Annotated in this window: 19 protein-coding genes; 11 read left to right on the top strand and 8 right to left on the bottom strand. The window is 71.1% G+C overall.

What is annotated here, in order from left to right:
• Positions 1 to 55: 55 nt before the first annotated feature.
• From AB0O76_RS25080 to AB0O76_RS25065, 4 genes are all read right to left on the bottom strand, one after another.
• Positions 56 to 670 carry a DUF4126 domain-containing protein gene (locus AB0O76_RS25080; RefSeq protein WP_365495381.1) on the bottom strand — a complete coding sequence of 205 codons (615 nt, stop codon included), beginning with the start codon at positions 668 to 670 and terminating at the stop codon, positions 56 to 58.
• Between the two features lie 392 nt (positions 671 to 1,062).
• Positions 1,063 to 1,680, bottom strand: coding sequence for a TetR/AcrR family transcriptional regulator (locus tag AB0O76_RS25075; protein WP_365495379.1), 618 nt, complete (start codon positions 1,678 to 1,680; stop codon positions 1,063 to 1,065).
• 29 nt (positions 1,681 to 1,709) lie between these two features.
• Positions 1,710 to 3,794, bottom strand: coding sequence for a YhgE/Pip domain-containing protein (locus AB0O76_RS25070; protein WP_365495376.1), 2,085 nt, complete (start codon positions 3,792 to 3,794; stop codon positions 1,710 to 1,712).
• Complete coding sequence (locus AB0O76_RS25065; RefSeq protein WP_365495374.1) at positions 3,781 to 4,587, bottom strand: ATP-binding cassette domain-containing protein; 807 nt, start codon at positions 4,585 to 4,587, stop codon at positions 3,781 to 3,783. Before AB0O76_RS25065 ends, AB0O76_RS25070 begins: the two co-directional genes overlap by 14 nt.
• A gap of 161 nt (positions 4,588 to 4,748) precedes the next feature.
• Between AB0O76_RS25065 and AB0O76_RS25060 the strand changes: the two genes are divergently transcribed.
• The 3 genes from AB0O76_RS25060 (at position 4,749) to AB0O76_RS25050 (ending at position 6,922) form a co-directional block, all read left to right on the top strand.
• Positions 4,749 to 5,276 carry an SAV_6107 family HEPN domain-containing protein gene (locus tag AB0O76_RS25060; protein WP_365495371.1) on the top strand — a complete coding sequence of 176 codons (528 nt, stop codon included), beginning with the start codon at positions 4,749 to 4,751 and terminating at the stop codon, positions 5,274 to 5,276.
• Positions 5,277 to 5,463: 187 nt separating this feature from the next.
• On the top strand, positions 5,464 to 6,234 hold the full coding sequence (locus tag AB0O76_RS25055; RefSeq protein WP_365495368.1) for a methyltransferase: 771 nt from the start codon (positions 5,464 to 5,466) through the stop codon (positions 6,232 to 6,234).
• 274 nt (positions 6,235 to 6,508) lie between these two features.
• The gene (locus AB0O76_RS25050; protein WP_365495365.1) at positions 6,509 to 6,922 is read left to right on the top strand and encodes a DUF3040 domain-containing protein; all 414 of its coding nucleotides are present in this window, start codon (positions 6,509 to 6,511) and stop codon (positions 6,920 to 6,922) included.
• A gap of 168 nt (positions 6,923 to 7,090) precedes the next feature.
• On the opposite strand, the gene AB0O76_RS25045 is transcribed toward AB0O76_RS25050, so the two are convergent.
• The 4 genes from AB0O76_RS25045 to AB0O76_RS25030 form a co-directional block, all read right to left on the bottom strand.
• Entirely contained in the window at positions 7,091 to 9,514 is a 2,424-nt protein-coding gene (locus AB0O76_RS25045; RefSeq protein WP_365495614.1) for a DUF3488 and transglutaminase-like domain-containing protein, read from the bottom strand.
• A 73-nt stretch (positions 9,515 to 9,587) separates the two neighbouring features.
• The gene (locus tag AB0O76_RS25040) at positions 9,588 to 10,952 is read right to left on the bottom strand and encodes a DUF58 domain-containing protein (RefSeq protein ID WP_365495363.1); all 1,365 of its coding nucleotides are present in this window, start codon (positions 10,950 to 10,952) and stop codon (positions 9,588 to 9,590) included.
• A complete protein-coding gene (locus tag AB0O76_RS25035; protein ID WP_365495360.1) occupies positions 10,952 to 11,971 on the bottom strand; it encodes a MoxR family ATPase in 1,020 nt (339 codons plus the stop codon). The genes AB0O76_RS25040 and AB0O76_RS25035 overlap by 1 nt, the downstream gene beginning before the upstream one ends.
• Positions 11,972 to 12,196: 225 nt before the next feature.
• Positions 12,197 to 12,820, bottom strand: coding sequence for a carbonic anhydrase (locus tag AB0O76_RS25030; RefSeq protein ID WP_365495357.1), 624 nt, complete (start codon positions 12,818 to 12,820; stop codon positions 12,197 to 12,199).
• Between the two features lie 357 nt (positions 12,821 to 13,177).
• On the opposite strand from AB0O76_RS25030, the gene rsmH reads away from it, so the two are divergent.
• From rsmH to ftsW, 8 genes are all read left to right on the top strand, one after another.
• The gene (gene rsmH, locus AB0O76_RS25025) at positions 13,178 to 14,134 is read left to right on the top strand and encodes a 16S rRNA (cytosine(1402)-N(4))-methyltransferase RsmH (protein WP_365495354.1); all 957 of its coding nucleotides are present in this window, start codon (positions 13,178 to 13,180) and stop codon (positions 14,132 to 14,134) included.
• Positions 14,135 to 14,175: 41 nt separating this feature from the next.
• Positions 14,176 to 14,697: a cell division protein FtsL gene (locus tag AB0O76_RS25020; RefSeq protein WP_365495352.1), complete on the top strand. Its 522-nt coding sequence runs from the start codon at positions 14,176 to 14,178 to the stop codon at positions 14,695 to 14,697.
• Positions 14,698 to 14,702: 5 nt separating this feature from the next.
• A complete protein-coding gene (locus AB0O76_RS25015) occupies positions 14,703 to 16,673 on the top strand; it encodes a penicillin-binding protein 2 (RefSeq protein ID WP_365495349.1) in 1,971 nt (656 codons plus the stop codon).
• Between the two features lie 19 nt (positions 16,674 to 16,692).
• Positions 16,693 to 18,345 carry a UDP-N-acetylmuramoyl-L-alanyl-D-glutamate--2,6-diaminopimelate ligase gene (locus AB0O76_RS25010; RefSeq protein ID WP_365495346.1) on the top strand — a complete coding sequence of 551 codons (1,653 nt, stop codon included), beginning with the start codon at positions 16,693 to 16,695 and terminating at the stop codon, positions 18,343 to 18,345.
• Positions 18,346 to 18,349: 4 nt separating this feature from the next.
• On the top strand, positions 18,350 to 19,756 hold the full coding sequence (gene murF / locus AB0O76_RS25005; protein ID WP_365495343.1) for a UDP-N-acetylmuramoyl-tripeptide--D-alanyl-D-alanine ligase: 1,407 nt from the start codon (positions 18,350 to 18,352) through the stop codon (positions 19,754 to 19,756).
• Positions 19,753 to 20,823: a phospho-N-acetylmuramoyl-pentapeptide-transferase gene (gene mraY, locus AB0O76_RS25000; RefSeq protein WP_266867965.1), complete on the top strand. Its 1,071-nt coding sequence runs from the start codon at positions 19,753 to 19,755 to the stop codon at positions 20,821 to 20,823. Before murF ends, mraY begins: the two co-directional genes overlap by 4 nt.
• Positions 20,805 to 22,241: a UDP-N-acetylmuramoyl-L-alanine--D-glutamate ligase gene (gene murD / locus AB0O76_RS24995; RefSeq protein ID WP_365495340.1), complete on the top strand. Its 1,437-nt coding sequence runs from the start codon at positions 20,805 to 20,807 to the stop codon at positions 22,239 to 22,241. Before mraY ends, murD begins: the two co-directional genes overlap by 19 nt.
• Positions 22,242 to 22,322: 81 nt before the next feature.
• Positions 22,323 to 23,654 (top strand): putative lipid II flippase FtsW, encoded by a 1,332-nt coding sequence (gene ftsW / locus AB0O76_RS24990; protein WP_365495337.1) that lies wholly within the window; start codon positions 22,323 to 22,325, stop codon positions 23,652 to 23,654.

Genomic DNA, 23,654 nt, shown 5'->3' with positions numbered 1-23,654 from the left:
CCACCACTGACAGTCACGCCGGGAGCCCTCGGTCCGGAGCCCTCGTCCGGAGCCCTCAGTCCGGCGGGCGCCCCAGCGCCGCCGCGATCCGCTTCTCCTCGCGCCGCTGGGCCCTGCGCCGCAGGAACCGCCGGATCCGCGAGATCAGGAAGATCAACAGCAGCAGCCCGAGGAGCAGCAGCACCGCCGCGATGATCGCCGCCGCCTCCGGGTAGAACATCGCGAAGCTGATGATCCCGCCGACCCCGAGATCCTCCGCGGTGCTCACGATGATGTTGCTGAACGGCTCGGGGGAGCTGTTGATCGCCATCCGCGTCCCGGCCTTGACGCAGTGACTGGCCAACGCCGTAGACCCGCCCACCGCCCCGGCCGCCAGATCCGGCAGCGAACCGCTCTGACCCGCGAGCAGCGCCCCGACCACGGCGCCGGACACCGGCCGGATGACGGTGTGCACGGAGTCCCATATCGAGTCGACGTACGGGATCTTGTCGGCGACGGCCTCGCAGGCGAACAGCACCCCGGCGACGATCAGCACATCGGTTCGCTGCAGCGACTCGGGCACCTCGTCGGTGATCCCGGTCGCGCCGAAGACACCGAGCAGCAGGACCACGGCGTACGCGTTGATCCCGCTCGCCCAGCCACTGGTGAACACCAGGGGGAGTACGGACACGGACGCGATCGTAACCAGTGGCGGACCCGCAGGCCTGGGGTTGAGCACCCAGGGCTGAGTATCCGTACCTAGTGAGGGAGATGAGTACGCGCGCGGATGGGGCCCGACCTGCGAAGACGGAAGAGTGAGGGGCACGGAGAAGGGCGCGGCGCCGGTACCGCCGACACGGGGCGGCGGAACCGCGCAGCGCCCTTGGCCGCTCCTCCCACCCCACCGAAGGTGGGAGCGAGACACGGGGGTGACTCGGGGGACCGGGGGACTCGGGGATGACCGCCCGGGGCCGAACGGGGGTTTCGGGGGAACGAGAAGGCGCCGGTCCGGTGCCGCCTGGAGATCAGGTGGCACCGGACCGGCGCCGATCTGCGTTCGGGGTGCGTTCCGGGCGCCTCCGCTCAGCGGCCTCCGCTCACTCGGCCCTGCAGCAGCCGCGAGAGCGCCGAGTGCACGTCGTCGAGGGAGCGTTCGGGCTGGAAGGCCTGCCAGTCGAGGGCCGCTACGAGGACCATCCCGACGAGCGCGGCGGCCGTCAGGGGGATGTCGATCTCCTCGCTGAGCTCGCCGTTCTCGACGCCTCCGCGCAGCACGTCCTCCACCACCGCGACCGCCTGCTGCCTGACCACCATCAGCGTGGACTGCCAGGCCCGGTTGGTGCGCCACAGCTCGGCGACGTACAGCTGGGTGAAGGCCGGATAGCGGTCGATGAAGACCAGGCCGGCCCGGATCATCGCATCCAGGGCGTCGACCTTGCTGCCGCCGCTCGCATCGGCCTTCTCCGCCGCGTCCTTCAGAGAGGCGGTGAGCAGGCCGACGCCGTGCCGAAGCAGCTCTTCGAAGAGGACCGATTTGCTCGCGAAGTTGTAGTAGACCGTGCCCTTCGCGACCCCCGCCCGCTCGGCGATCTCGTCGACCGTCGTGGCCGAGAAGCCCTGCTCGGCGATGAGCGTGACGGCCGCTTCGTAGAGCTTCTGCCGGGTGGCCTCGCGCCGGGTGCTGGTTGCGCTGCTGTCCATGGGCCCGATTCTCACAGGTCTTGCGGTGCTCACAGGCTCAGCTCCGGGTGCAGTCGGTCCAGTGTCCACACCTGCTTGCGGCGCGCGGAGAGCGCGGTGAGCGCGAGGGCGCCCAGGGTGAAGGCCGTGAGCACCGCGCACGCCTGCCAGACGGGGCCGAGTCCGCCGCCCGTGATGAGCCTCCGTAGAGCGTCGACGACGTAACTCATCGGCAGGAAGGGGTGGATCGCGCTGAAGAAGGACGGGCTGGTCTGGACGGGGTACGTGCCGCCCGCCGAGGTCAGCTGCAGCATCAGGACCGCCAGGACGAGGATCCGCCCGGCCGCTCCGAAGCGTGCGTTGAGCCACTGCACGATCGCCGCGAAGCAGCACGTCACCAGGCAGAGGAAGCCCACGGTCCCGGCCGCCCGCGCCATCTGGAGGCCGAGGCCCCAGTGCAGGACCGACATCAGGGCGGCCGTCTGCAGCACCCCCAGGGCGGCGACCGGCAGCCAGCCCGCGAACGCGATCCGCCAGGCGGAGGCGCCCGCGGCGAGCGCGCGCCGGTTGAGGGGCTGGATCAGCATGTACGCCACCATCGCGCCGACCCACAGGGAGAGCGGGATGAAGTACGGGGCGAAACCGGTGCCGTAGTTGGGCGCCTTGTGCATCGACTGGGAGGCGAGCTGCACGGGGTCGGCCATCACGTCGGTGCGCTGGTCGCGGTCCTTCTTGTCGTAGTCGGGGATCTGCTCGACGCCGTCGTGCAGCCCGCTCGCCAGCTTCCCGGAGCCGTCGGCCAGCTTGAACAGCCCGCCCTCCAGGTCGTTCGCGCCCGTCTTGAGCTTGTCGACGCCCTCGTCGAGGTCGACGGAGCCCGTCTTGGCGGTGCCGAGGCCGGTGTGCAGCTTCTTGGCGCCCTTGGCGACCTTCCCCGCGCCCTTGCTGAGGTCGTTGATCTGGGTGACCGCCGTCTCCAGGTCCTCGTCGAGGTGCGGCGCGCGGTCGGCAAGGGCCTGCGACTTCTTCCGGAGGGTGGCGAGGTGCTTGTCGAGTGCCTTGACGTCGCCGTTCTGGTCCTTGATCAAGGTGTTCATGTCGTCCGCGATGGTCGACACGTTCTCCGCGGACTTCTTGGCCTCCTTGAGCTTCGGGCAGGAGGGGTCGGGAAGGGGTGCCTTCTCACAGCGCTCCGTGTAGAGGTCGCCGATGACCTTGGAGCCGTCAGCCGCCCCCTTGGCCGCCACGGGTGCGAGCTTGACCCACGTGTCCAGGTTGTGGCGCATCGCCTTGGAGGAGTCGGCGACCAGCTGCGCCGTGTCCCCGATGGTCTTGCCGTTGTCCTTCAGGAAGGGCCGCACCTGGTCCGCGGTGCCGTTGACCTTGTCGGCCAGCTTCTGTGTGCCGTCCGAGACCTTCTTCGAGCCGTCCTTCAGGTCGCCCGCGCCCTTGTGGAGCTTCTTGATGCCTCCGGCCAGGTCGCCGCTGCCGTCCTTGGCGTCCTTCAGGCCCTTCGCGAGCTCCTTCGAGCCCTTCTTCGCATCGCCGATGCCGCCGTCGAGCTTGTCGGCGCCCTTGGCGGCCTTCTCGGTCGCCCCGTGGATGTCGGAGAACGAGATGAAGATCTTGTCGAGGAACGACCGGGATGCCTTCGTGGAAGCCGCTGTGCGCACCTCGGAGAAGACCGTCCGCGAGATCTGCCCGACGATGTAGTTGTTGGCGTCGTTCGTCCGCACCTGAAGGGCACCCGTCTCCGGGGAGTCGCCCGAACTCGACGCGATGCGCTTGCTGAAGTCCGACGGCATCGTCAGCGACAGGTAGTACGTCCCGTCCTCGACGCCGGCGCGTGCCTCGGCGGCGCTCACCTCGTGCCAGTCGAACGTCTTGCTGTCCCGCAGCCCGTCGACGATGCCGTCGCCCGCAGCGAGCTTCTTGCCCCCGGCGGTGGCGCCCTTGTCGTCGTTGACGAGCGCGACGGGTATCCGGTCGAGACGGCCGTACGGGTCCCAGAAGGAACACAGGTACAGGGCGCCGTACAGCAGGGGCAGCAGCAGGAGGGCGACGAGCGCCGCGCGGGGCAGCTTCCCCCTGCCGAAGCGCCTGAGCTCGAGCGAGGCCAGCTTAGGCGCGCGCATCGGCCGCCTCCTTGTCGTCGGTCTCGGTGTCTGCGGCGTCTGCGGTGCTTACGGCGTCTGCGGCGTCTCCGGTGTCGGCCTCGGGCGGCGCGGTGCTCACGACGACCGCGTCATCCGGTGCCTCGCTGCACACCGCGACCACCGTGGTGCCGCGCTCGGCGATCGACCTCAACAGGTCCCAGGCCGCCACCCGTTCGGCGTCCGAGAGCTTGAGGTCCATGTCGTCGACGCCGAGCAGGCGCGGCCGCCCGATCAGCGCGAGGGCCACGGAGAGCCGCAGCGCCTCCAGGCGTTCCAGATCGCGTACGGAGGTGCGCCGGCCCTTGGGCAGCGACTCCATGTCGAGTCCCGCCGCGGTCAGCGCGGTGTCGATCCGCAGCCGTGCCTCGGTCGCCCGCTCGGCGCGCGGCTTCAACAGATCCCGCAGCGAGCCGCCGAACCGCCGCTGCAGCAGCGCCCGTTCGTGCAGATGCTCGGCGACGGTGAGCGCCGGGTCGAGATCCGTCACGCCGGGCACGGGCCCGAGCGCGCTGATCCGGCGCACCGCCGCGAGCTGCTTGGGCAGCCGGAAACCGCCCACGGAGGCCTCGCCCTCGGTGGGGCGCATGCGTCCGGTGAGTGCGAGGAGGAGACATGTGCGGCCCGACCCCGAAGGCCCCTCGACCGCGATCAGAGCCCCCGGCTCCGCGTCGAGATCGACCCCGCGGAACGCCCAGCCCCGCGGCCCCTTCAGGCCGAAGCCCCCGGCTGTGACGGCGGCTCCCCGCCGGCCGTCGTCCGTCGGACCGTCCACGGTCCCCCCTCGCACCCTCTTTTGAACTGACTGGTCAGTGCAAAAACTAGCGCGAAGCCGCGATCGAAGCAAAGCCGCAGGTCAGAGCCGATTGTCAGTGGCGTACTTCACGATGGGCACATACGGCCACTGCGCCGTCACGCGACGACAGGAGGTTCGTCATGGCCAGCACTTCCGCAGCAGCCGCACGTCGGCACCGCCCCGTCGGCCCTGCCCCCTCACTGACCGGCCCGGCGAGCGACGTCCACCCCGTCCTGCGCAGGGCCACGGCCCCGCCCGCCGCACTCGAACTGCTCGCCCAGGCCCGCGCCGGACTCGACGAGGCGGCACACCTGGAGACCTCGAACGAGCGCTATGCCACCGCCCACCTCGCAGCCCTGCGCACCGCGGCCGCCGTCCTCGCCGCCCGAGGTCGCCCCGAGACGACACCGCGCCGCAGGCAGCGGATCCGCAGCGCCTGGGAAGTGCTCCCGGAGATAGCGCCCGAACTGACGGAGTGGAGCGCCCTGTTCGCCTCGGGCGCCGCGCGCAGGGCCCGCGCCGAGGCGGGCATACGGGGCGCGGCCACCACCCGCGACGCCGACGACCTGATGCGTGACACCGCGATGTTCCTGCGCCTGGTCGAGCGGATGCTGGTGCTGCAGCCCGTCCTTCCCCAGCCCCGGCAGGAGCCGCCGGACGCGGGCTGACGGCGGGGGTGCGCTCGGGCGCCCGTGACCAGCGCGGTCCGCGCCACGGGACGGGTGACGGGGCAGTCGGCCGAAGGCAATAGGGTGGGAACGCCCGCACCCTCCTCCGCCGCCCAAGGGCCGAGGGGAGGGAACCCCCTAGCTCCGCCGCGGACCACGCGGTGGACGCGCCGAGGAGTCAACTGCCGTGTCGGACCCGATGCGCCCCCGCGCTTCTCTCCGTACCGCCGTGGTCTGGGAGGTCCTCAAGGACGCTCTCGACCGCCGGGTCAAGGCCACGGGCCGCGAGTCGCTCGACGTGCTCGACACCGGGGGCGGCAGCGGCAACTTCGCCGTGCCCGTCGCCCGCCTCGGCCACACCGTCACCGTCGTCGACCCCAGCCCGAACGCGCTCTTCGCCCTCGAGCGCCGGGCCGCCGAAGCCGGCGTCGCCGACCGCGTGCGCGGCGTCCAGGGCGACGTGCACGGCCTGTTCGACGTGGTGGAGCGCGGCGGGTACGACGCCGTGCTGTGCCACGGCGTCCTGGAGTACGTGGACGACCCCGCCGAGGGCGTACGCAACGCCGTCGGCGCCCTGCGTCCCTCCGGCACCCTCAGCCTGCTCGCCGCGGGCCTCGGCGGAGCCGTGCTCGCCAGGGCGCTCGCCGGGCACTTCACCGAGGCCAGGCAGGCGCTCGGCGACCCCGCGGGACGCTGGGGCGACGGCGACCCCGTGCCCCGGCGGTTCACCGCCGAGCAGCTCACAGGGCTGGTCGAGGCCGCGGGTGTGCGGGTCGGCGCGGTGCACGGCGTGCGGGTCTTCGCGGACCTCGTCCCCGGCGTCCTGGTGGACACCGAGCCCGGCGCCCTGGAGGCCCTCCTCAAGCTGGAGGCGGCCGCCGCGGAGCTCGCCGCCTTCCACGCCGTGGCCACCCAGCTGCATGTGCTCGGTGAGACCGGGGATGCCGACGAGGCCTGACGTCCGCCCTGGCCGCCGCGCTGATCAGCGGCGCAGCGGCACATGGAGTACGGCACACACCCTCCGAACGGGCTACGGGCGCCGTATGATCGAGGCAGACCGTCCGGCATGCCGGACCGGCAGCTGGGGAATGCACGCTTCAGCGAGCCGGAGCGGCAGGGCGGTCCGGTTTGGCGAAGTTGGCGCAGAGGGGCGGGTTTCACGGGGGCGATTCCCTGCCTATCCTGAAGGGGACCCCCGGTCGCCCCGGCGACTGCACGATGAGGAGGACTCCGTGCCGCTCTCGGAGCACGAGCAGCGCATGCTCGAGCAGATGGAGCGAGCGCTGTACGCCGAAGATCCCAAGTTCGCGACAGCGCTCGAGGGAAGCGGGCTGCGTACGTACACCCGGCGACGGGTCTACCAAGCGGTCGCGGGCTTCCTTGTGGGTATCGCCCTTCTCATGGCCGGAATGGTCGCCCAGCTGATCTGGGTCAGCGTGGTGGGATTCCTCGTCATGCTGGGATGTGCGGTGCTCGCGGTCACCGGATGGCGCAAGGCGCCCAAGCCGGGCGAACAGCCGGCAGCCGGTACGGCCACGGCGCCGGGCGGCGCTCCCGCCCGTCGGCAGACCAGGCAACGCCGGTCGGTGATGGACCGGATCGAGCAGCGGTGGCAGCGCCGCCGCGACGAGCAACAGGGGCAATGAACTTCTGGGTTTCTCCCAGCTGATCTTTCCTTCAGCCGTCAGCCCCACTCGTGGGGCTGACGGCTGACGTGTTTCCGGAACCGTCTGGGCCATGTGAACGGGAGCCAGTAAGGGGTGACCGCCCAGGGCGGTCACCCCTTACACCTCTCTCAAGCCCCGCAGGCCCCCTCAGCCCTCCTGCTGGGACGGCCGCGACGGCCTCCGCAGCGCGGCCCAGCGCTTGGCCACCCGCTCGGCCCACCGGGCCCTGGCAGCCGCCCAGCGCTCCGAGGCGGCCCACACCACCCGGGCGGCCGAGCGCGGCGCGAGCGTCGCCCGCAGCCGGGCAGGGCGGCCCACAGCGGCCCGCAGCCCGTCCCGTACGCGATGGACGTCGTCGGTCAGGCCGGCCGTCGGCTGGGGCCGCGGCGCGTAGAGAACCTGCTCGACCGCCGCCGCGAGGCGATGGACGGATTCCGCGGGCGCCGCGCCCAGCTGCCCGACACGGACGATCCGGGCCGCCGCCTTGCGCGGGGTCTGCGACTCGTCCGGCGTGATGCCGTGGTCCCAGGCCGTATCCGTCACCTCGAGCCAGGCGGCCAGCGTCCGCGCGGACGCCTCCTCGGGCGTACGGCCCGGCGACCCCAGGCGCACCGCCCGGATCCGCTTGCGCCACAGCATCGGAAGGAGTGGCACCGCGACGGCCACGAGCGCCCCGAGGGTCACGGCCAGGATCATGCCGAGCGGTGGCCCGTCACCGCCCGAACCGCCCGCGATCGCCGGCGCCGTGCTCGCGCAGCCGCCCTGCTTCTGCTGGTCGCGCGGGCAGCTCGCGGAGGCCGATGGCTCACTGGACGGCTCGGTCGACGTCGACGGCTGCGGCGCCGCCGGGTCGCTCGCCTCGTCGGACGGGGTGTCCGGACGGGTGTAGTCCGGCACCGTGCCGCGGTTCGGCGTGGGCTCGAAGCGGGTCCAGCCCACGCCTTCGAAGTACAGCTCGGGCCAGGCGTGCGCGTCCCGCAGGCCGACCGACATCGATCCGTTGGCCTGGGCCGCGCCGGGCGTGAAGCCCACCGCGACGCGCGCCGGGATGCCCAGCGTCCGCGCCATCGACGCCATGGCGAACGAGAAGTGGACGCAGAAGCCCTCCTTCTGCTCCAGGAAGCGGGCGATCGCCGCCGGGCCGCTGCCCGCACGCACCTGCGTGTTGTAGGTGAAGCCGCCCTCCGACGCGAAATAGTCCTGGAGCTCGACCGCCTTCTCGTAGTCGTTCGACGCGCCCTTGGTGATCTTGCGGGCCTCGGACGCCACCACCGGGGGCAGCGAGTCGGGCACCTTCGTGAACTCGCGCCGCAGGGCCTCGGGCGCCTGGGGCGCGTCGGCGAGCTGCGCGGCCGTCGGGTTCACGACCAGGCTCTTGACCTCGTACTGCGCGCCACGCGTCGTCTGCCCGCGGTCACCGACGAGGGCGCGCCCCACCGGCTCGTACCGCCAGCGCCCGCTGATGTCGACCTCGCTCGCCGGGTAGGGCATCGGCAGCCAGTTCTGCGCATAGCTGTCGGCGGCCGAGATGTTGGTCTGGATCTCCGTCCTCGGCACGTCGGGGGAGAGCCCCGGCGGGTCGTCGAGCCGGGACGGCACGTCCTGGATGCGCCGGACGGTGGTCTTCCAGGTCGTCCCGTCGAACTGGTCGAGCGAGACGATCCGCAGATACATGTTCTCGGTCGACTCGGCGTTCGTCTTGTACGAGATGACCTCGCGGTCGTCCGGCTCGTTCAGGCTGTCCTGCAGCGCGACCAGCGGATTCACCGCGGAGATCGTGCCGCCACCGCCGGAACCCGAGCCTCCGGGGCCCCCGGAACCGTCGAGAAGACCGCCGTCCAGTGCGGGCAGGCCGATCGGCACCACCAGGGCGATGCCCAGCGCGACCGCGCCGATGCGCCGCCCGGTGCGGATCGGGGCGACCGCGCCGCTGTCGCTCTCCAGGCCGCCCGAGATCCGGCCGGGACCGCGCGCCGCGCCCCCGAAGACGCGCCCCCACTGGGAGAGCCGGTCCCGGCCCTCCGCGAGGAGCAGCAGCAGATAGCCGGCGGCCGCGAGCAGGAACCACAGCCATCCCGCGCCGTCTCCGGAGAGGCCCGCCGCGACCGAGTACAGCGCGAGCAGCGGCAGCCCCGCCGGAGCCGCCGTACGGAACGTCACCGCGAGGGCGTCCACCGCGAGGCCGATCACCAGGACGCCGCCGACCAGCATCAGCCGGATGCCGTCGCTGAGCGGCGCGGGGATCGCGTACTGCCCGACGTCGTCGCCGCCCGCCTGCAGCAGAACACCGAACTCCCGGAACACGTCGGGCCCGGGAAGTACCCCGGCGATCGCCTGCTCGCGGGCGAACACCAGGGTCAGCAGGAGCAGTGTCACCAGGGCCTGGACCGCGACCGTGACCGGCCGGGCCAGCGGTACCCGCCGGGTGAGCGCCCCCACGCCGCTCTGCAGCGCGAGCAGGATCGCCGCCTGGACGAACCACGTCGCCGGATCGACGAGCGGAATCAGCGCCCCCGAGGCCATCAGCGTGGCCGCCGTGGCACCGAGCGCCAGTCGCGCGCGCCCACTCATGAGCGTCCCCCCGTTGTCGTACACATGGTCGTACGTGTGGTTCTGCGTGGCTCCGTCAGGCACTGGGCGCCGCTCATGCCCAGCCTCCCGTCGTCCCCGCGGTCGGAGCCGGGCCCGCGGTCGTCCGCAGGTGGTCCGCCTGGCGCCACAGGTCCGCCAGACCGGCCCCCGGAGGCACCGCCACGGCCGTCCAGCCCGCCTCGCGCAGCATCCGAAGGCGCTCCTCGCCGGGGCCCGAAGGGACGCCGCCAGGGCCCTGCGCCCAGGCCGCGCCGTCCAGGACGAAGGCGACCGCGGCGCCACTGCGCTGGCGCATCTTGGCGGCCACCGTCGCCTGCTCCTCGTCCAGGTCGCCGAGGAAGGCGATCAGCAGCCCCTCGTTGCCCCCGCGCAGGACGTCGTACGCGCGCGAGAGCCCCGCGCCGTCCGAGTGGTCGACCACGGCGAGGGTGTCCATCATCAGTCCGGCGGCGTCCGCCGACTCCTGGCTCGCGCCCGCGAAACCGTCCGCGCCCTCACCGGGCACGGAATTGCCGGTGTCGGTCAGCAGCCTTACGGAGAAGCCCCGTTCGAGCATGTGCACCAGCGCGGATGCGGTGCCCGACACCGCCCACTCGAAGGCCGAGTCCGGACCCGCGCCCCGAAAGGCGAGCGCCCGGGTGTCCAGGAGCACCGTGCAGCGGGCCCGCTGCGGCTGCTCCTCGCGGCGCACCATCAACTCGCCGTAGCGAGCCGTGGAGCGCCAGTGGACGCGGCGTAGGTCGTCGCCGTGGCGGTAGCCGCGCGGGATCACGTCGTCCTCGCCGGCGAGTGCCAGCGAACGGTGCCGCCCGTCGCCGTACCCCTTGGCCTCGCCGGTGAGCCGCACCGGAGGCAGCGCCTCCACCCGCGGGATCACCGTCAAGGTGTCGTACGTCGAGAAGGAGCGGGTCAGTTCGCACATCCCGAAGGGGTCCGTCAGGCGCAGCTGGAGCGGACCGAGCGGATAGCGCCCCCGCAGGTCCGAGCGGACCCGGTAGGACACCTCGCGGCGGCCCCCCGCCTCCACCCGGTCGAGCACGAACCGGGGCCGCGGCCCAAGGACGTAAGGCACCCGGTCCTGGAGCATGAGGAGCCCCGTGGGAAGCCGCGAGACGTTGTCCATCCGCAGATGGACGCGGGCCTCGGAACTGGCGGGCACGCGCGCGGGGGAGAGCCTGCGGCTGCCCGCCACGCGATAGCGGGTGCGGTAGAGCACCGTCGCGCACACCAGCGGGAGCACCGCGAGCAGCAGGCCGACCCGGAGCAGATCGCTCTGCCCCAGGACGTACGCGCAGACGGCTGCGGCGACCCCGGCCGCGAGGAACGAACGCCCGCGCGTGGTCAGCCCCGCGAGCGCGGTCCGCAGGCCGCCCTTGCCCTCCTCGGCCTGCGCCGACTGTGGCCCCCCGGCCGCCATCACAGCCTCCGTGCGCCGGGCGGCTGCTGACCGAAGAAGCCGCTGTTCGGCTGGGCGGCGGCCGGGACCGGCGTCCGCTGGAGGATCTCCAGGACGACCGACTCGGCCGTACGCCGGTTCAACTGGGCCTGTGCCGTGGGCAGCAGCCGGTGCGCGAGCACCGCCACGGCGAGCGCCTGCACGTCGTCCGGCAGGGCGAACTCACGGCCGCTGAGCGCCGCGGAGGCCTTGGCCGCCCGCAGCAGATGCAGCGTCGCGCGCGGTGAGGCGCCGAGTCTCAGCTCCGGGTGGTTGCGGGTCGCGGAGACCAGGTCCACCGCGTACCGCCGCACGGCGTCGGCTACATGGACCGTGCGGACCGCGTCGATGAGCTTCACGATGTCGTGCGCGTGTGCCACCGGCTGGAGGTCGTCGAGCGGCGATACGCCGCCGTGCACGTCCAGCATCTGCAGCTCGGCCTCCGCGTTCGGATAGCCGATCGAGACACGCGCCATGAAGCGGTCACGCTGCGCCTCGGGCAGCGGATAGGTCCCCTCCATCTCGACCGGGTTCTGCGTCGCCACCACCATGAAGGGGCTCGGCAGTTCATAGGTCTGCCCGTCGATGGTGACCTGGCGCTCCTCCATGGACTCCAGGAGCGCGGACTGCGTCTTCGGAGACGCACGGTTGATCTCGTCGCCGATCACGATCTGCGCGAAGATCGCGCCGGGCTTGAACTCGAAGTCCCGGCGCTGCTGGTCGAAAATGGACACACCAGTGATGTCCGACGGCAGCAGATCAGGCGTGAACTGGATGCGTCGCACCGAGCAGTCGATGGACCGCGCCAGCGCCTTGGCGAGCATGGTCTTTCCCACGCCCGGTACATCCTCGATCAGCAAGTGCCCCTCGGCGAGGAGCACGGTCAGCGAAAGCCGTACGACCTCTGGCTTGCCCTCGATCACACCCTCCACCGACCTGCGGACACGCTCCGCTGTGGTGGTCAGATCTGTGAGGCTCGCTCGATCGTCATAGGTCGTCACCCGGCCCTCCTCGGACACGTTCTCCCGGGCCGATGCATGTGTGCGGCCCGGCCCACCCCGAATCACGGACACCACGCGTGAATCGTTCAGCGTGATGCCCCACACCGCATTCTTGTTGGGCGTACCGGGTTGTGTCACTCGCCTGTGGATAACTGGCGGCGATATGTCGGGTCTTGCGGCCTTTTGGGGCTCGCCCCGGTTTGGATCGGGGCGAGCAGGGGCCGACTACGCAGGGTCGATCTCCCGCAGCAGACCGGTGGTCACATCGAAGACGAATCCACGCACATCTTCGGTGTGCAGCAGGAACGGAGACGTCCGTACGCGCTGCATCGACTGCCGCACGTCCTGATCGACGTCGCGGAAGGCCTCCACCGCCCAGGCGGGCCGCTGGCCGACCTCGTCCTCCAGCTCGTGCCGGAAGTCCTCGGTGAGGCTCTCGAGGCCGCAGTTGGTGTGGTGGATCAGTACGACACTGCTGGTGCCCAGCGCCCGCTGGCTGATGGTCAGGGAGCGGATGACGTCGTCGGTGACCACACCGCCCGCGTTGCGGATGGTGTGGCAGTCGCCCAGCTCGAGGCCGAGCGCGTCGTGGAGGTCGAGGCGGGCGTCCATACAGGCGACGACCGCGACGTGCAGGACGGGGCGGGCGTCCATTCCCGGATCGGTGAAACCTTCGGCGTACTGGTGGTTCGCCTCGACGAGGCGGTCCGTGACGGTGCCGCCGGTGGCTATGTCACCGATCGGCGCTGCGGGGGACTGGCCCGTAGGGGATGCGGAAGTCGACATGACTATGACCGTAGTCGGCACTGATCGCTCGGGCCCGCTGTGAGAAGGGACAAAGAACGTCAATGAGTCTTGTTGTGAGGTAACCCACAGGAGTGGAGCGACTGCGTCCGAACGGGTGACGGGAGCCGATTCGCGCCTCCGCGGAAGGCCCTCCCGCGACGCGCAGGCCAGTTGATTGACCGGGCGACAGGGTGGACTAAAGTGACGCGAAGTGGGAGACGTGACCTGTTCCCCGCTGGACTGTTCACCCCGGGGATTCCCCGAATCCCCCCACGTGCGCGGCGCGTACGTACGGCTCGGCCTCCTCCCGCTCCCGGTCGGCTGACGCCACTTCCCCGGCGCCAGCAGACCGTTCCCCTTCTCGAGCGGGCGGGGACCCGGCAGTGCGTACGAACGCCGCGCCGGACCTGAGAGGGCCCTTTGAGCCAGACCCGACACGTCCCGGTGATGCTCCAGCGGTGCCTGGACCTGTTGGCCCCGGCGCTCGCGCAGCCGGGCGCGGTCGTCGTCGACTGCACCCTCGGCCTCGGCGGGCACAGCGAGGCGCTGCTCTCCACCTTCCCGTCGGCCCGCCTCATCGGCCTCGACCGCGACAAGGAGGCGCTGCGCCTCTCCGGAGAGCGGCTCGCCCCCTTCGGCGACCGGGCCACGCTCGTGCACGCGGTCTACGACGAACTGCCCGACGTGCTCGACCGCCTGGGCATCCCGAAGGTGCAGGGCGTCCTCTTCGACCTCGGTGTCTCCTCGATGCAACTCGACGAGGCGGACCGGGGATTCGCGTACGCCCAGGACGCGCCGCTCGACATGCGCATGGACCAGACGACCGGCGTCAGCGCGGCCGAGGTGCTCAACACGTACGCCCCGGGCGAGCTGGTGCGGATCCTGCGGCAGTACGGCGAGGAGAAGCAGGCCAAGCGGATCGTCAGCGCCATCGTGCGCGAGCGCGAGAAGGAGCCGTTCAGCAACAGCGCGCGGCTCGTCGAGCTGATCCGGGACTCTCTGCCGCAGGCCGCCAAGCGCACCGGCGGCAACCCCGCCAAGCGCACCTTCCAGGCCCTGCGCATCGAGGTCAACGGTGAGCTGAGCGTCCTGGAGGCGGCCATTCCGGCGGCCGTGCAGGCGCTCGCGGTCGGCGGCCGGATCGCCGTCCTGTCGTACCACTCGCTCGAGGACCGCCTGGTCAAGCAGGTGTTCGCGGCCGGCGCCGCGAACACCGCGCCGCCCGGTCTGCCCGTCGTCCCCGAGCGCTACCAGCCCCGGCTCAAGCTGCTCACGCGCGGCGCCGAGCTCCCCACCGAGGAAGAGGTCGCCGAGAACCGCCGGGCGGCCCCGGCGCGGCTGCGGGGTGCGCAGCGCATCCGCGAGGAGGCGCCGTGAGCGGCTCCCCCGAAGAGGCCCAAGAGTCCTGAGGAGGCCCCATGAGCAAGAAGCCCGAACTGCGCGGGCGGGCCGCCCGGCTCGCGCGGCTGCTTCCGTCGGGGCCGACCCAGGCCGCCCGTACGCCCTTCGTGCTGCTCGTCGTGCTCCTGCTCGGCGGTGGTCTGATCACGCTCCTGATCCTGAACTCCTCGCTCAACGAAGGCTCGTTCCAGCTGAGCGAGCTCAAGAAGGAGACGACGGAGCTCACCGACCAGGAGCAGGAGCTCCAGCGGGACGTGGACGCCTACTCGGCGCCCAACGCCCTCCAGCAGCGCGCCCGTGAGCTCGGCATGGTCCCCGGGGGCGACCCGGCCTTCCTGAACCCTGACGGCACCGTGCGCGGCGTCCCGGGAGCGGCCACCCGCCCCTCGGCCCTGCTCCAGCGCGACCCGCGCCCCCAGGAGGTGGCCTCCCCGGCGCCCTCGGTCTCGATCCCGGTCCCGGTCCCATCAGTACCCTCGTCGCCTCCGGCGGCCCCCACCCCCTCCGCGAAGCCCGGCCCCACGACCTCCGGCAGGTGACGTAAGTGACGGACCGCCAACCCCCGCGGCGCAGGGTGCCGGGCCCCGCGAGGCCCTCGCGTCCCGCCCGCCCCGGCGCCCCGCGCAGTCCCGGGCAGGGCTCGTCGGGGGCCCGCCCGGCCGCCCGCCGCCCGCGCCCCGCCGCGCCCAAGGCCCGCACCATCCGGCTCGGCAGCCCGCGGCCCCGCCTGCGCATGGTGAGCCTCGGCCTGACCCTTGTGATGCTGGCCTTCGTCGTACGCCTTCTCCAGGTGCAGGCGGTCGACGCAAGCGCGTACACCGCCAAGGCCGAGAAGAACCGCTACTTCAGCCATGTCCTTGCCGCCGAGCGGGGCGGCATCACCGACCGGAGCGGTGTCGAACTGGCCGCGAGTGTCGACGCGTACGACATCACGGCCGACCCCACGATGTTCACGGCGAAGGAGATGGGCATCAAGGACGCGCCCGAGCAGGCGGCCGCGCTCCTCGCCCCGATCCTCGACAAGGACGCCGCCGAACTCACCGAGCAGCTCGAGAAGCGGAAGACGCGCTACGTCCTGCTGGCCCGCCGGCAGACCCCGCAGGCCTGGAAGCAGATCAAGGAACTGCGCGGCGCGCTCGCCGAGAAGGCCCGCACCGACAAGACCACCAAGAACGTCCTCGCGGGCATCTTCCAGGACCCCAGCAGCAAGCGCGTGTACCCGAACGACACCCTGGCCGCCGGGATACTGGGCTGGGTCAACGCCGACGGCAAGGGCGCGGGCGGCCTGGAGCAGCAGCTCAACACGGACCTCGCGGGCAAGGACGGCAAGATCAGGTACGCCCAGTCCGGCGGCCGTCAGGTGCCGACCGCGGGCTCCACGGAGACGCCCGCCGTGCCCGGATCCGACGTCGAGCTCACCATCGACCGCGACATCCAGTGGGCCGCGCAGAACGCCATCTCCCAGCAGGTCGAGAAGTCCCAGGCGGACCGCGGCTATGTGATGGTCCAGGACAACCAGACCGGCGAGATCCTCGCGATGGCCAACTCCCCGGGCTTCGACCCGAACGACCTCTCGCAGGCCGACGGCACCGCGATGGGCAACGCCGCGCTCCAGGACGCGTACGAGCCGGGCTCCACCGCCAAGGTCATGTCGATGGCGGCGGTCCTGGAGGAGAACGCGGCCACTCCCGGCACGCATGTGACGGTCCCCAACCGGCTGCACCGCGGCGACCGGCTCTTCCAGGACGACATCGACCACCCGACCTGGCATCTGACGCTCAACGGCGTGCTCGCCAAGTCCTCCAACATCGGCACGATCCTCGCCACCGGCGAACTGGGCAAGACGCAGAAGGAGGCCAACGAGGTCCTCTACTCGTATCTGCGCAAGTTCGGCATCGGCCAGGAGACCGGGCTCGGCTTCCCGGGCGAGACGTCCGGCATCCTCGCCCCGGCCGAGAAGTGGTCCACCTCGCAGCAGTACACGATCCCGTTCGGCCAGGGCGTCTCGATCAACGCCATGCAGGCGGCATCCGTCTACTCCACGATCGCCAACGACGGCGTACGCGTCGAGCCCACCCTGGTGCGCGGCACGAAGGGCCCCGACGGCCGCTTCACGCCCGCGCCCAAGCCCAAGAAGACCCGCGTGGTGAGCGAGAAGACCGCAAAGACGCTGGCGCAGATGCTGGAGTCCGTCGTCGACGACGAAGAGGGCACCGGCACCAAGGCGCGCATCCCGGGCTACCGGGTCGCGGGCAAGACCGGTACGGCCAACCGGGTCGACCCCGACACCGGCCGCTACCAGGGCTACACCTCATCGTTCGCCGGTTTCGCGCCCGCCGACAAGCCGCGCGTCACCGTCTACTGCGCGATCCAGAACGCCACCAAGGGCAGCTACTTCGGCGGCCAGATCTGCGGCCCCATCTACAAGGAAGTCATGCAGTTCGCCCTGAAGACCCTCCAGGTGCCGCCCACCGGCAAGGGCGCGGCCCGACTGCCCGTCACCTTCGAACCCTGAGCCCCACCAGGACATACCCGTGACAACGATCACCCCGAAGCCGGGGAACCAGCCCCCGCCACACCGCCCGCTTCGCCCTGAGCAGGGTGCGCCCGGTACGCTCACCGCCGTGCCACACGCTGATCAGTCCCAAACCACCCAGAAGGGCGTTCCCGTGACATATCCGGGACCGCCACGGCCGGTCCAGGTCGCCGCGACGCCGCTCGCCCGGATCGCCGATCAGCTGGGCGTCGCCGCCCCCGGCACGGGGGAGGTCAGCGGCATCACGCACGACTCCCGCGCGGTCCGGCCCGGCGACATCTACGCCGCGCTGCCCGGTGCCCGGCTGCACGGCGCCGACTTCGTCGCCCAGGCCGCCGACCTGGGCGCCGCCGCGATCCTCACCGACCCGACGGGCGCCGAACGCGCGGCCGCCACGGGCCTGCCGGTCCTGGTCGTCGCCAATCCGCGCGGCGTGATGGGCGAGCTCGCGGCCACGGTGTACGGCCATCCGGGGCGCGATCTGCTCCAGATCGGGATCACCGGTACGTCCGGCAAGACCACGACGGCGTACCTCGTCGAGGGCGGCCTCAAGGGCGTCCGGTCGACCGGCCTCATCGGCACCGTCGAGATGCGCATCGGTGACGAGCGGATCAAGTCGGAGCGTACGACCCCTGAAGCCACCGACCTCCAGGCGCTGTTCGCGGTGATGCGCGAGCGCGGCGTCGAGGCGGTCGCCATGGAGGTCTCCTCGCACGCCCTCGTGCTCGGCCGGGTGGACGGCTGCGTCTTCGACGTCGCCGTCTTCAACAACCTCAGCCCGGAGCACATGGAGTTCCACTCCGACATGGAGGACTACTTCCAGGCCAAGGCGCAGCTCTTCACCAAGGAGCGCTCCCGGCTCGGCGTGGTCAACTTCGACGACGAGTACGGGCGCCGGCTCGTCGACGAGTCCGAGGTCCCGGTCGTCACCTTCTCCGCCGAGGGGCACCCGGACGCCGACTGGCGCGCGGAGGACGTCGAGGTCACGCCCTTCGACTCCACGTTCGTCGCGGTCGGCCCGCAGGGTGAGCGGATCACCGCGAAATCCCCGCTGGCAGGGCCGTTCAACGTCGCCAACACGCTCTCCGCGATCGTCTCGCTTGCCGTCGCCGGTATCGACCCTCAGCAGGCCGCCGACGGTGTCGCCGCGGTGCCGGGCGTCCCCGGCCGCCTGGAGCGGATCGACGCGGGCCAGGACTACCTGGCGGTCGTCGACTACGCCCACAAGACGGACGCCGTCGAATCGGTCCTGCGCGCGCTGCGCAAGGTCACCGAGAACAAGCTGCACATCGTGCTCGGCTGCGGCGGCGACCGCGACAAGACCAAGCGGATGCCGATGGGCGCGGCCGCGGCCCGCCTCGCCGACACCGCCGTACTGACCTCCGACAACCCGCGCGGCGAGGACCCCCTCGCGATCCTCGCCACGATGCTCGCGGGCGCCGCCGACGTGCCGGCCCACGAGCGCGGCGAGGTCGCCGTCTTCGAGGACCGCGCCGCCGCCATCCGCGCGGCCGTCGCCCGTGCCGAACCGGGCGACACGGTGCTCGTCGCGGGCAAGGGCCACGAGCAGGGACAGGACATCGCCGGGGTGGTACGTCCCTTCGACGACCGCCAGGTGCTTCGCGAAGCTATCCAGCAAACCCAGGGATGAATTTGTGATCGCCCTCTCCCTCGCCGAGATCGCCACAGTCGTCGGCGGGCAGACGTACGACATACCGGATCCGTCCGTCCAGGTCACCGGACCGGTCGTCAGGGACTCCCGTGAAGTGGAGCCCGGCAGCCTCTTCGTGGCCTTCGTCGGCGAGCGCGTCGACGGCCACGACTACGCGTCAGCGGTGGTCGAAGCGGGCGCGGCGGCCGTCCTCGCCTCGCGACCCGTCGGCGTACCCGCCATCGTCGTCGACGACGTACAGACGGCGCTCGGCGCCCTCGCACGGCACGTCGTGGAGCGGCTCGGCGCGACCCTCGTGGCGCTGACAGGATCCGTCGGCAAGACCAGCTCCAAGGACCTGCTCGCCCAGGTCCTGCGGAGCAAGGCGCCCACGGTCTGGACGCCGGGCTCGCTCAACAACGAGATCGGGCTTCCGCTGACCGCGCTGAGCGCCACCGACGAGACGAAGTTCCTCGTCCTGGAGATGGGCGCGCGCGGCATCGGCCACATCCGCTACCTCACCGGCCTCACCCCGCCGAAGATCGGCCTCGTCCTCAACGTCGGCACCGCCCACATCGGCGAGTTCGGCGGACGCGAGCAGATCGCAGAGGCGAAGGGTGAACTCGTCGAAGGGCTCCCCGCCGACGGCACCGCCGTCCTCAATGCCGACGACCCGCTCGTCCGCGCCATGGCTTCGCGCACGAAGGCACGCGTCCTGCTCTTCGGAGAGGCCGCCGACGCCGACGTACGCGCCGAAAATGTCCGGCTCACGGAGATCGGACAGCCTGCCTTTACGCTGCACACACCCTCCGGGTGCAGCGACGTGACCTTGCGGCTGTACGGTGAGCACCACGTGTCGAACGCGCTTGCCGCGGCCGCCGTCGCCCATGAGCTGGGCATGTCCGCAGACGAGATCGCCCGCGCGCTCTCCGATGCGGGCACGCTGTCCCGCTGGCGGATGGAGGTCACCGAGCGCCCGGACGGCGTGACGGTCGTCAACGACGCCTACAACGCGAACCCCGAGTCCATGCGAGCCGCCCTGCGCGCGCTCGTGGCCATGGGCAAGGGACGTCGTACGTGGGCGGTGCTCGGTCACATGGCCGAGCTCGGTGACGAGGGGCTCGCCGAACACGACGCGGTCGGACGGCTCGCTGTCCGGCTGAACGTGAGCAAGCTCGTGGCAGTCGGGGGCAGGGAAGCGTCCTGGCTCCAACTGGGCGCATACAACGAGGGTTCGTGGGGTGAGGAGTCGGTGCACGTGTCCGACGCACAGGCGGCGATCGACCTGCTGCGCAGCGAGCTGCGCCCGGGAGACGTCGTGCTGGTGAAGGCTTCCAGATCGGTCGGTCTCGAGCGGGTCGCCACGGCGCTGCTCGAGAACTCAGCCGAGGGCGAGGTCGCCGGCCGATGAGGCAGATCCTCTTCGCGGGTGTGATCGGGCTCTTCCTGACCCTGGTCGGAACCCCGCTCCTGATCAAGTTCCTGGCCCGCAAGGGCTACGGCCAGTTCATCCGGGACGACGGCCCGCGCGAGCACCACAGCAAGCGCGGTACGCCGACCATGGGTGGTATCGCCTTCATCCTGGCCACGCTCATCGCGTACTTCCTCACGAAGATCATTACGGGCTCGGAGATGACCCTCTCCGGCGTCCTGGTGCTTTTCCTGATGGCGGGCATGGGCCTCGTCGGCTTCCTCGACGACTACATCAAGATCGTCAAGCAGCGCTCGCTCGGCCTGCGCGCCAAGGCGAAGATGCTCGGCCAGCTGATCGTCGGCATCGGCTTCGCCGTGCTCGCGCTGAACTGGCCGGACAACCGCAACCAGACCCCGGCCTCCACCAAGCTGTCGTTCGTCACGGACTTCGGCTGGTCGATCGGCCCGGTGCTCTTCGTGGTCTGGGCGCTGTTCATGATCCTCGCGATGTCGAACGGCGTGAACCTCACCGACGGCCTCGACGGCCTCGCCACCGGCGCCTCCGTGATGGTCTTCGGCGCGTACACCTTCATCGGTGTCTGGCAGTACCAGGAGTCCTGCGCCAACGCGGTCACGCTGACCAACCCGCAGGCCTGTTTCGAGGTCAGAGACCCACTCGATCTCGCCGTGGTCGCCTCCGCGCTGATGGGTGCCTGCTTCGGCTTCCTGTGGTGGAATACCTCGCCCGCCAAGATCTTCATGGGTGACACCGGCTCGCTCGCCCTCGGCGGCGCGCTCGCCGGCCTCGCGATCTGCTCGCGCACGGAGCTGCTCATCGCGCTCCTCGGCGGTCTGTTCGTCCTGATCACCATGTCCGTCGTGATCCAGGTCGGCTCCTTCAAGATGACCGGCAAGCGGGTCTTCAAGATGGCGCCACTGCAGCACCACTTCGAACTCAAGGGGTGGTCCGAAGTCCTTGTCGTGGTCCGCTTCTGGATCATCCAGGGCATGTGCGTGATCGTCGGACTCGGCCTCTTCTACGCAGGATGGGCAGCCAAGAAGTGACCAGCTGGCAGGGCAGGAACGTCACCGTCGCGGGGCTGGGCGTGAGCGGCGTCAGCGCCGCGCGCGCCCTGGCCGGCCTCGGCGCCTCGGTGACCGTCGTGGACGGCGGCTCCTCGGAGAGCCACCGCGAGCGCGCCGCATCGCTCGAGGGCGAGGGCATCCCTGTACGCCTGGGCGACGCGGCCACGCTGCCCGACGGCACCGACCTGGTCGTCACCTCGCCCGGCTGGAAGCCGGACAGCCCGCTCTTCGCGGCCGCCGCCGCGGCGGGCGTCGACGTCGTGGGTGACGTCGAGATCGCCTGGCGCCTGCGCGGCCCGGACGCCGCGCCCTGGCTCGGCATCACGGGCACCAACGGCAAGACCACGACCACGCAGATGCTCGCCTCGATCCTGACGGCGGCCGGCCTGCGCACCGCCGCGGTCGGCAACATCGGAACGCCGATCGTGGACGTGGTCCTCGAAGGCGACGACGCGTACGACGTGCTCGCCGTCGAGCTCTCCAGCTACCAGCTGCACTGGGCGCCCTCGCTGCGCGCCCACTCCGCGACCGTCCTGAACCTCGCGCCCGACCACCTCGACTGGCACGGCTCCATGGAGGCGTACGTCGCCGACAAGGGCCGCATCTACGAGGGCAATCAGGTCGCCTGCGTCTACAACGTGGATGCCACCGACAAGCCGTCCACCGAGGACCTGGTCCGCGAGGCCGACGTCGAAGAGGGCTGCCGCGCCATCGGTTTCACGCTGAACGCGCCCGCGCCCTCGCAACTGGGCGTCGTGGACGGCATCCTGGTCGACCGTGCCTTCGTGCCGGACCGCCAGAAGCAGGCCCAGGAGCTCGCCGAGATCTCCGACGTCAAGCCGCCCGCGCCGCACAACATCGCCAACGCCCTGGCCGCGGCGGCTCTCGCGCGCGCCTACGGCGTCCCGGCGACGGCCGTACGCGACGGTCTGCGCGCCTTCCGGCCGGACGCCCACCGCATCGAGCACGTCGCCGACGTGGCCGAGGTGGCGTACGTCGACGACTCCAAGGCCACCAACACCCACGCGGCCGAAGCCTCGTTGGCCGCGTACGAATCGATCGTCTGGATCGCGGGCGGGCTCGCCAAGGGCGCCACCTTCGACGAGCTGGTCACCAAGTCGGCCAAGCGACTTCGGGGGGTCGTCCTGATCGGCGCCGACCGCGCGCTGATCCGCGAAGCCCTCGCGCGACACGCGCCCGAGGTCCCGGTCGTCGACCTCGACCGGACCGACACTGGGGCGATGTCCGAGGCGGTACGGCAGGCGGCACGCCTCGCCGAGCCGGGGGACACGGTACTGATGGCTCCGGCCTGTGCGTCGATGGACATGTTCACCAACTACAACAAGCGTGGTGACGCGTTCGCGGACGCGGTCCGCGAACTCGGCGCGAGCGCCTGACACGGACCCCTGTGGTCCGGGGGCGCCCGGCACCCGGAGGAGGGCACGTGGCAGCGTCGTCGTGGCTGGGTGGGGGCACCGATGGCCGGCAGTAGCGGGCGCGCGCCCGCGCGGGTGGCCAGACGGCCCGCGCCGGTCCGTGCAGCGGGAACAGGGGGGTCACCGCGCCCGCCGCGGGAGAATCCCCTGCGGCGGTTCCACACCAGGGCCCGCAAGGCCTGGGACCGGCCGCTGACCGCGTACTACCTCATCTTCGGCAGCAGCCTGCTGCTCACCGTGCTCGGCCTGGTGATGGTCTACTCGGCCTCGATGATCCAGGCGCTGCAGCTCGACCTGCCCGCCTCCTACTTCTTCCGCAAGCAGTTCGTCGCGGCAGTCCTCGGCACGATCCTGCTGCTCGTCGCCATGCGGATGCCCGTCAAGCTGCACCGGGCGCTCGCCTATCCGATCCTCGCGGTGACCGTCTTCCTGATGGTGCTCGTGCAGGTCCCGGGGATAGGGCGCAGCGTCAACGGCAACCAGAACTGGATCTATCTGGGCGGCCCGTTCCAGCTGCAGCCCAGCGAGTTCGGCAAGCTGGCGCTCGTCCTGTGGGGCGCGGACCTCCTTGCCCGCAAACAGGACAAGCGGCTGCTCACGCAGTGGAAGCACATGCTGGTGCCGCTCGCCCCCGTCGCCTTCATGCTGCTCGGACTGATCATGCTGGGCGGCGACATGGGCACGGCGATCATCCTCACCGCGATCCTTTTCGGCCTGCTCTGGCTCGCGGGGGCGCCGACGCGGCTCTTCGCGGGGGTGCTCTCGGTCGCGGCGCTTATCTGTGTGATCCTCATCAAGACCAGCCCCAACCGGATGGCCAGGCTCGCCTGTATCGGCGCTACCGATCCGGGGCCCGGCGACCAGTGCTGGCAGGCCGTGCACGGGATCTATGCCCTGGCCTCCGGCGGATTCTTCGGTTCCGGTCTTGGCGCGAGTATGGAAAAATGGGGTCAACTGCCGGAACCGCACACCGACTTCATCTTCGCCATCACCGGGGAGGAACTCGGCCTGGCAGGGACACTGTCGGTGCTCGCTCTGTTCGCGGCTCTAGGCTATGCGGGTATCCGCGTGGCCGGACGCACGGAGGACCCCTTCGTGAGGTATGCCGCGGGAGGCGTGACCACCTGGATCACGGCGCAGGCCGTGATCAATGTCGGTGCGGTGCTCGGTCTGCTGCCGATCGCCGGTGTCCCGCTCCCGCTGTTCTCCTACGGGGGTTCGGCCCTGCTGCCGACCATGTTCGCCATCGGACTCCTGATCGCCTTCGCGCGACAGGATCCGGCGGCAAAGGCGGCCCTGGCCATGCGGCAACCTCGGGTGAGATGGAACACGATGAGACGGCGCGTCAAGGCGCGTTCGTCCGGAGAGCGGTGA

The organism is Streptomyces sp. NPDC086554, assembly GCF_040686095.1.
Classification (GTDB): domain Bacteria; phylum Actinomycetota; class Actinomycetes; order Streptomycetales; family Streptomycetaceae; genus Streptomyces.
This window is presented reverse-complemented; position numbering and strand designations above follow the sequence as displayed.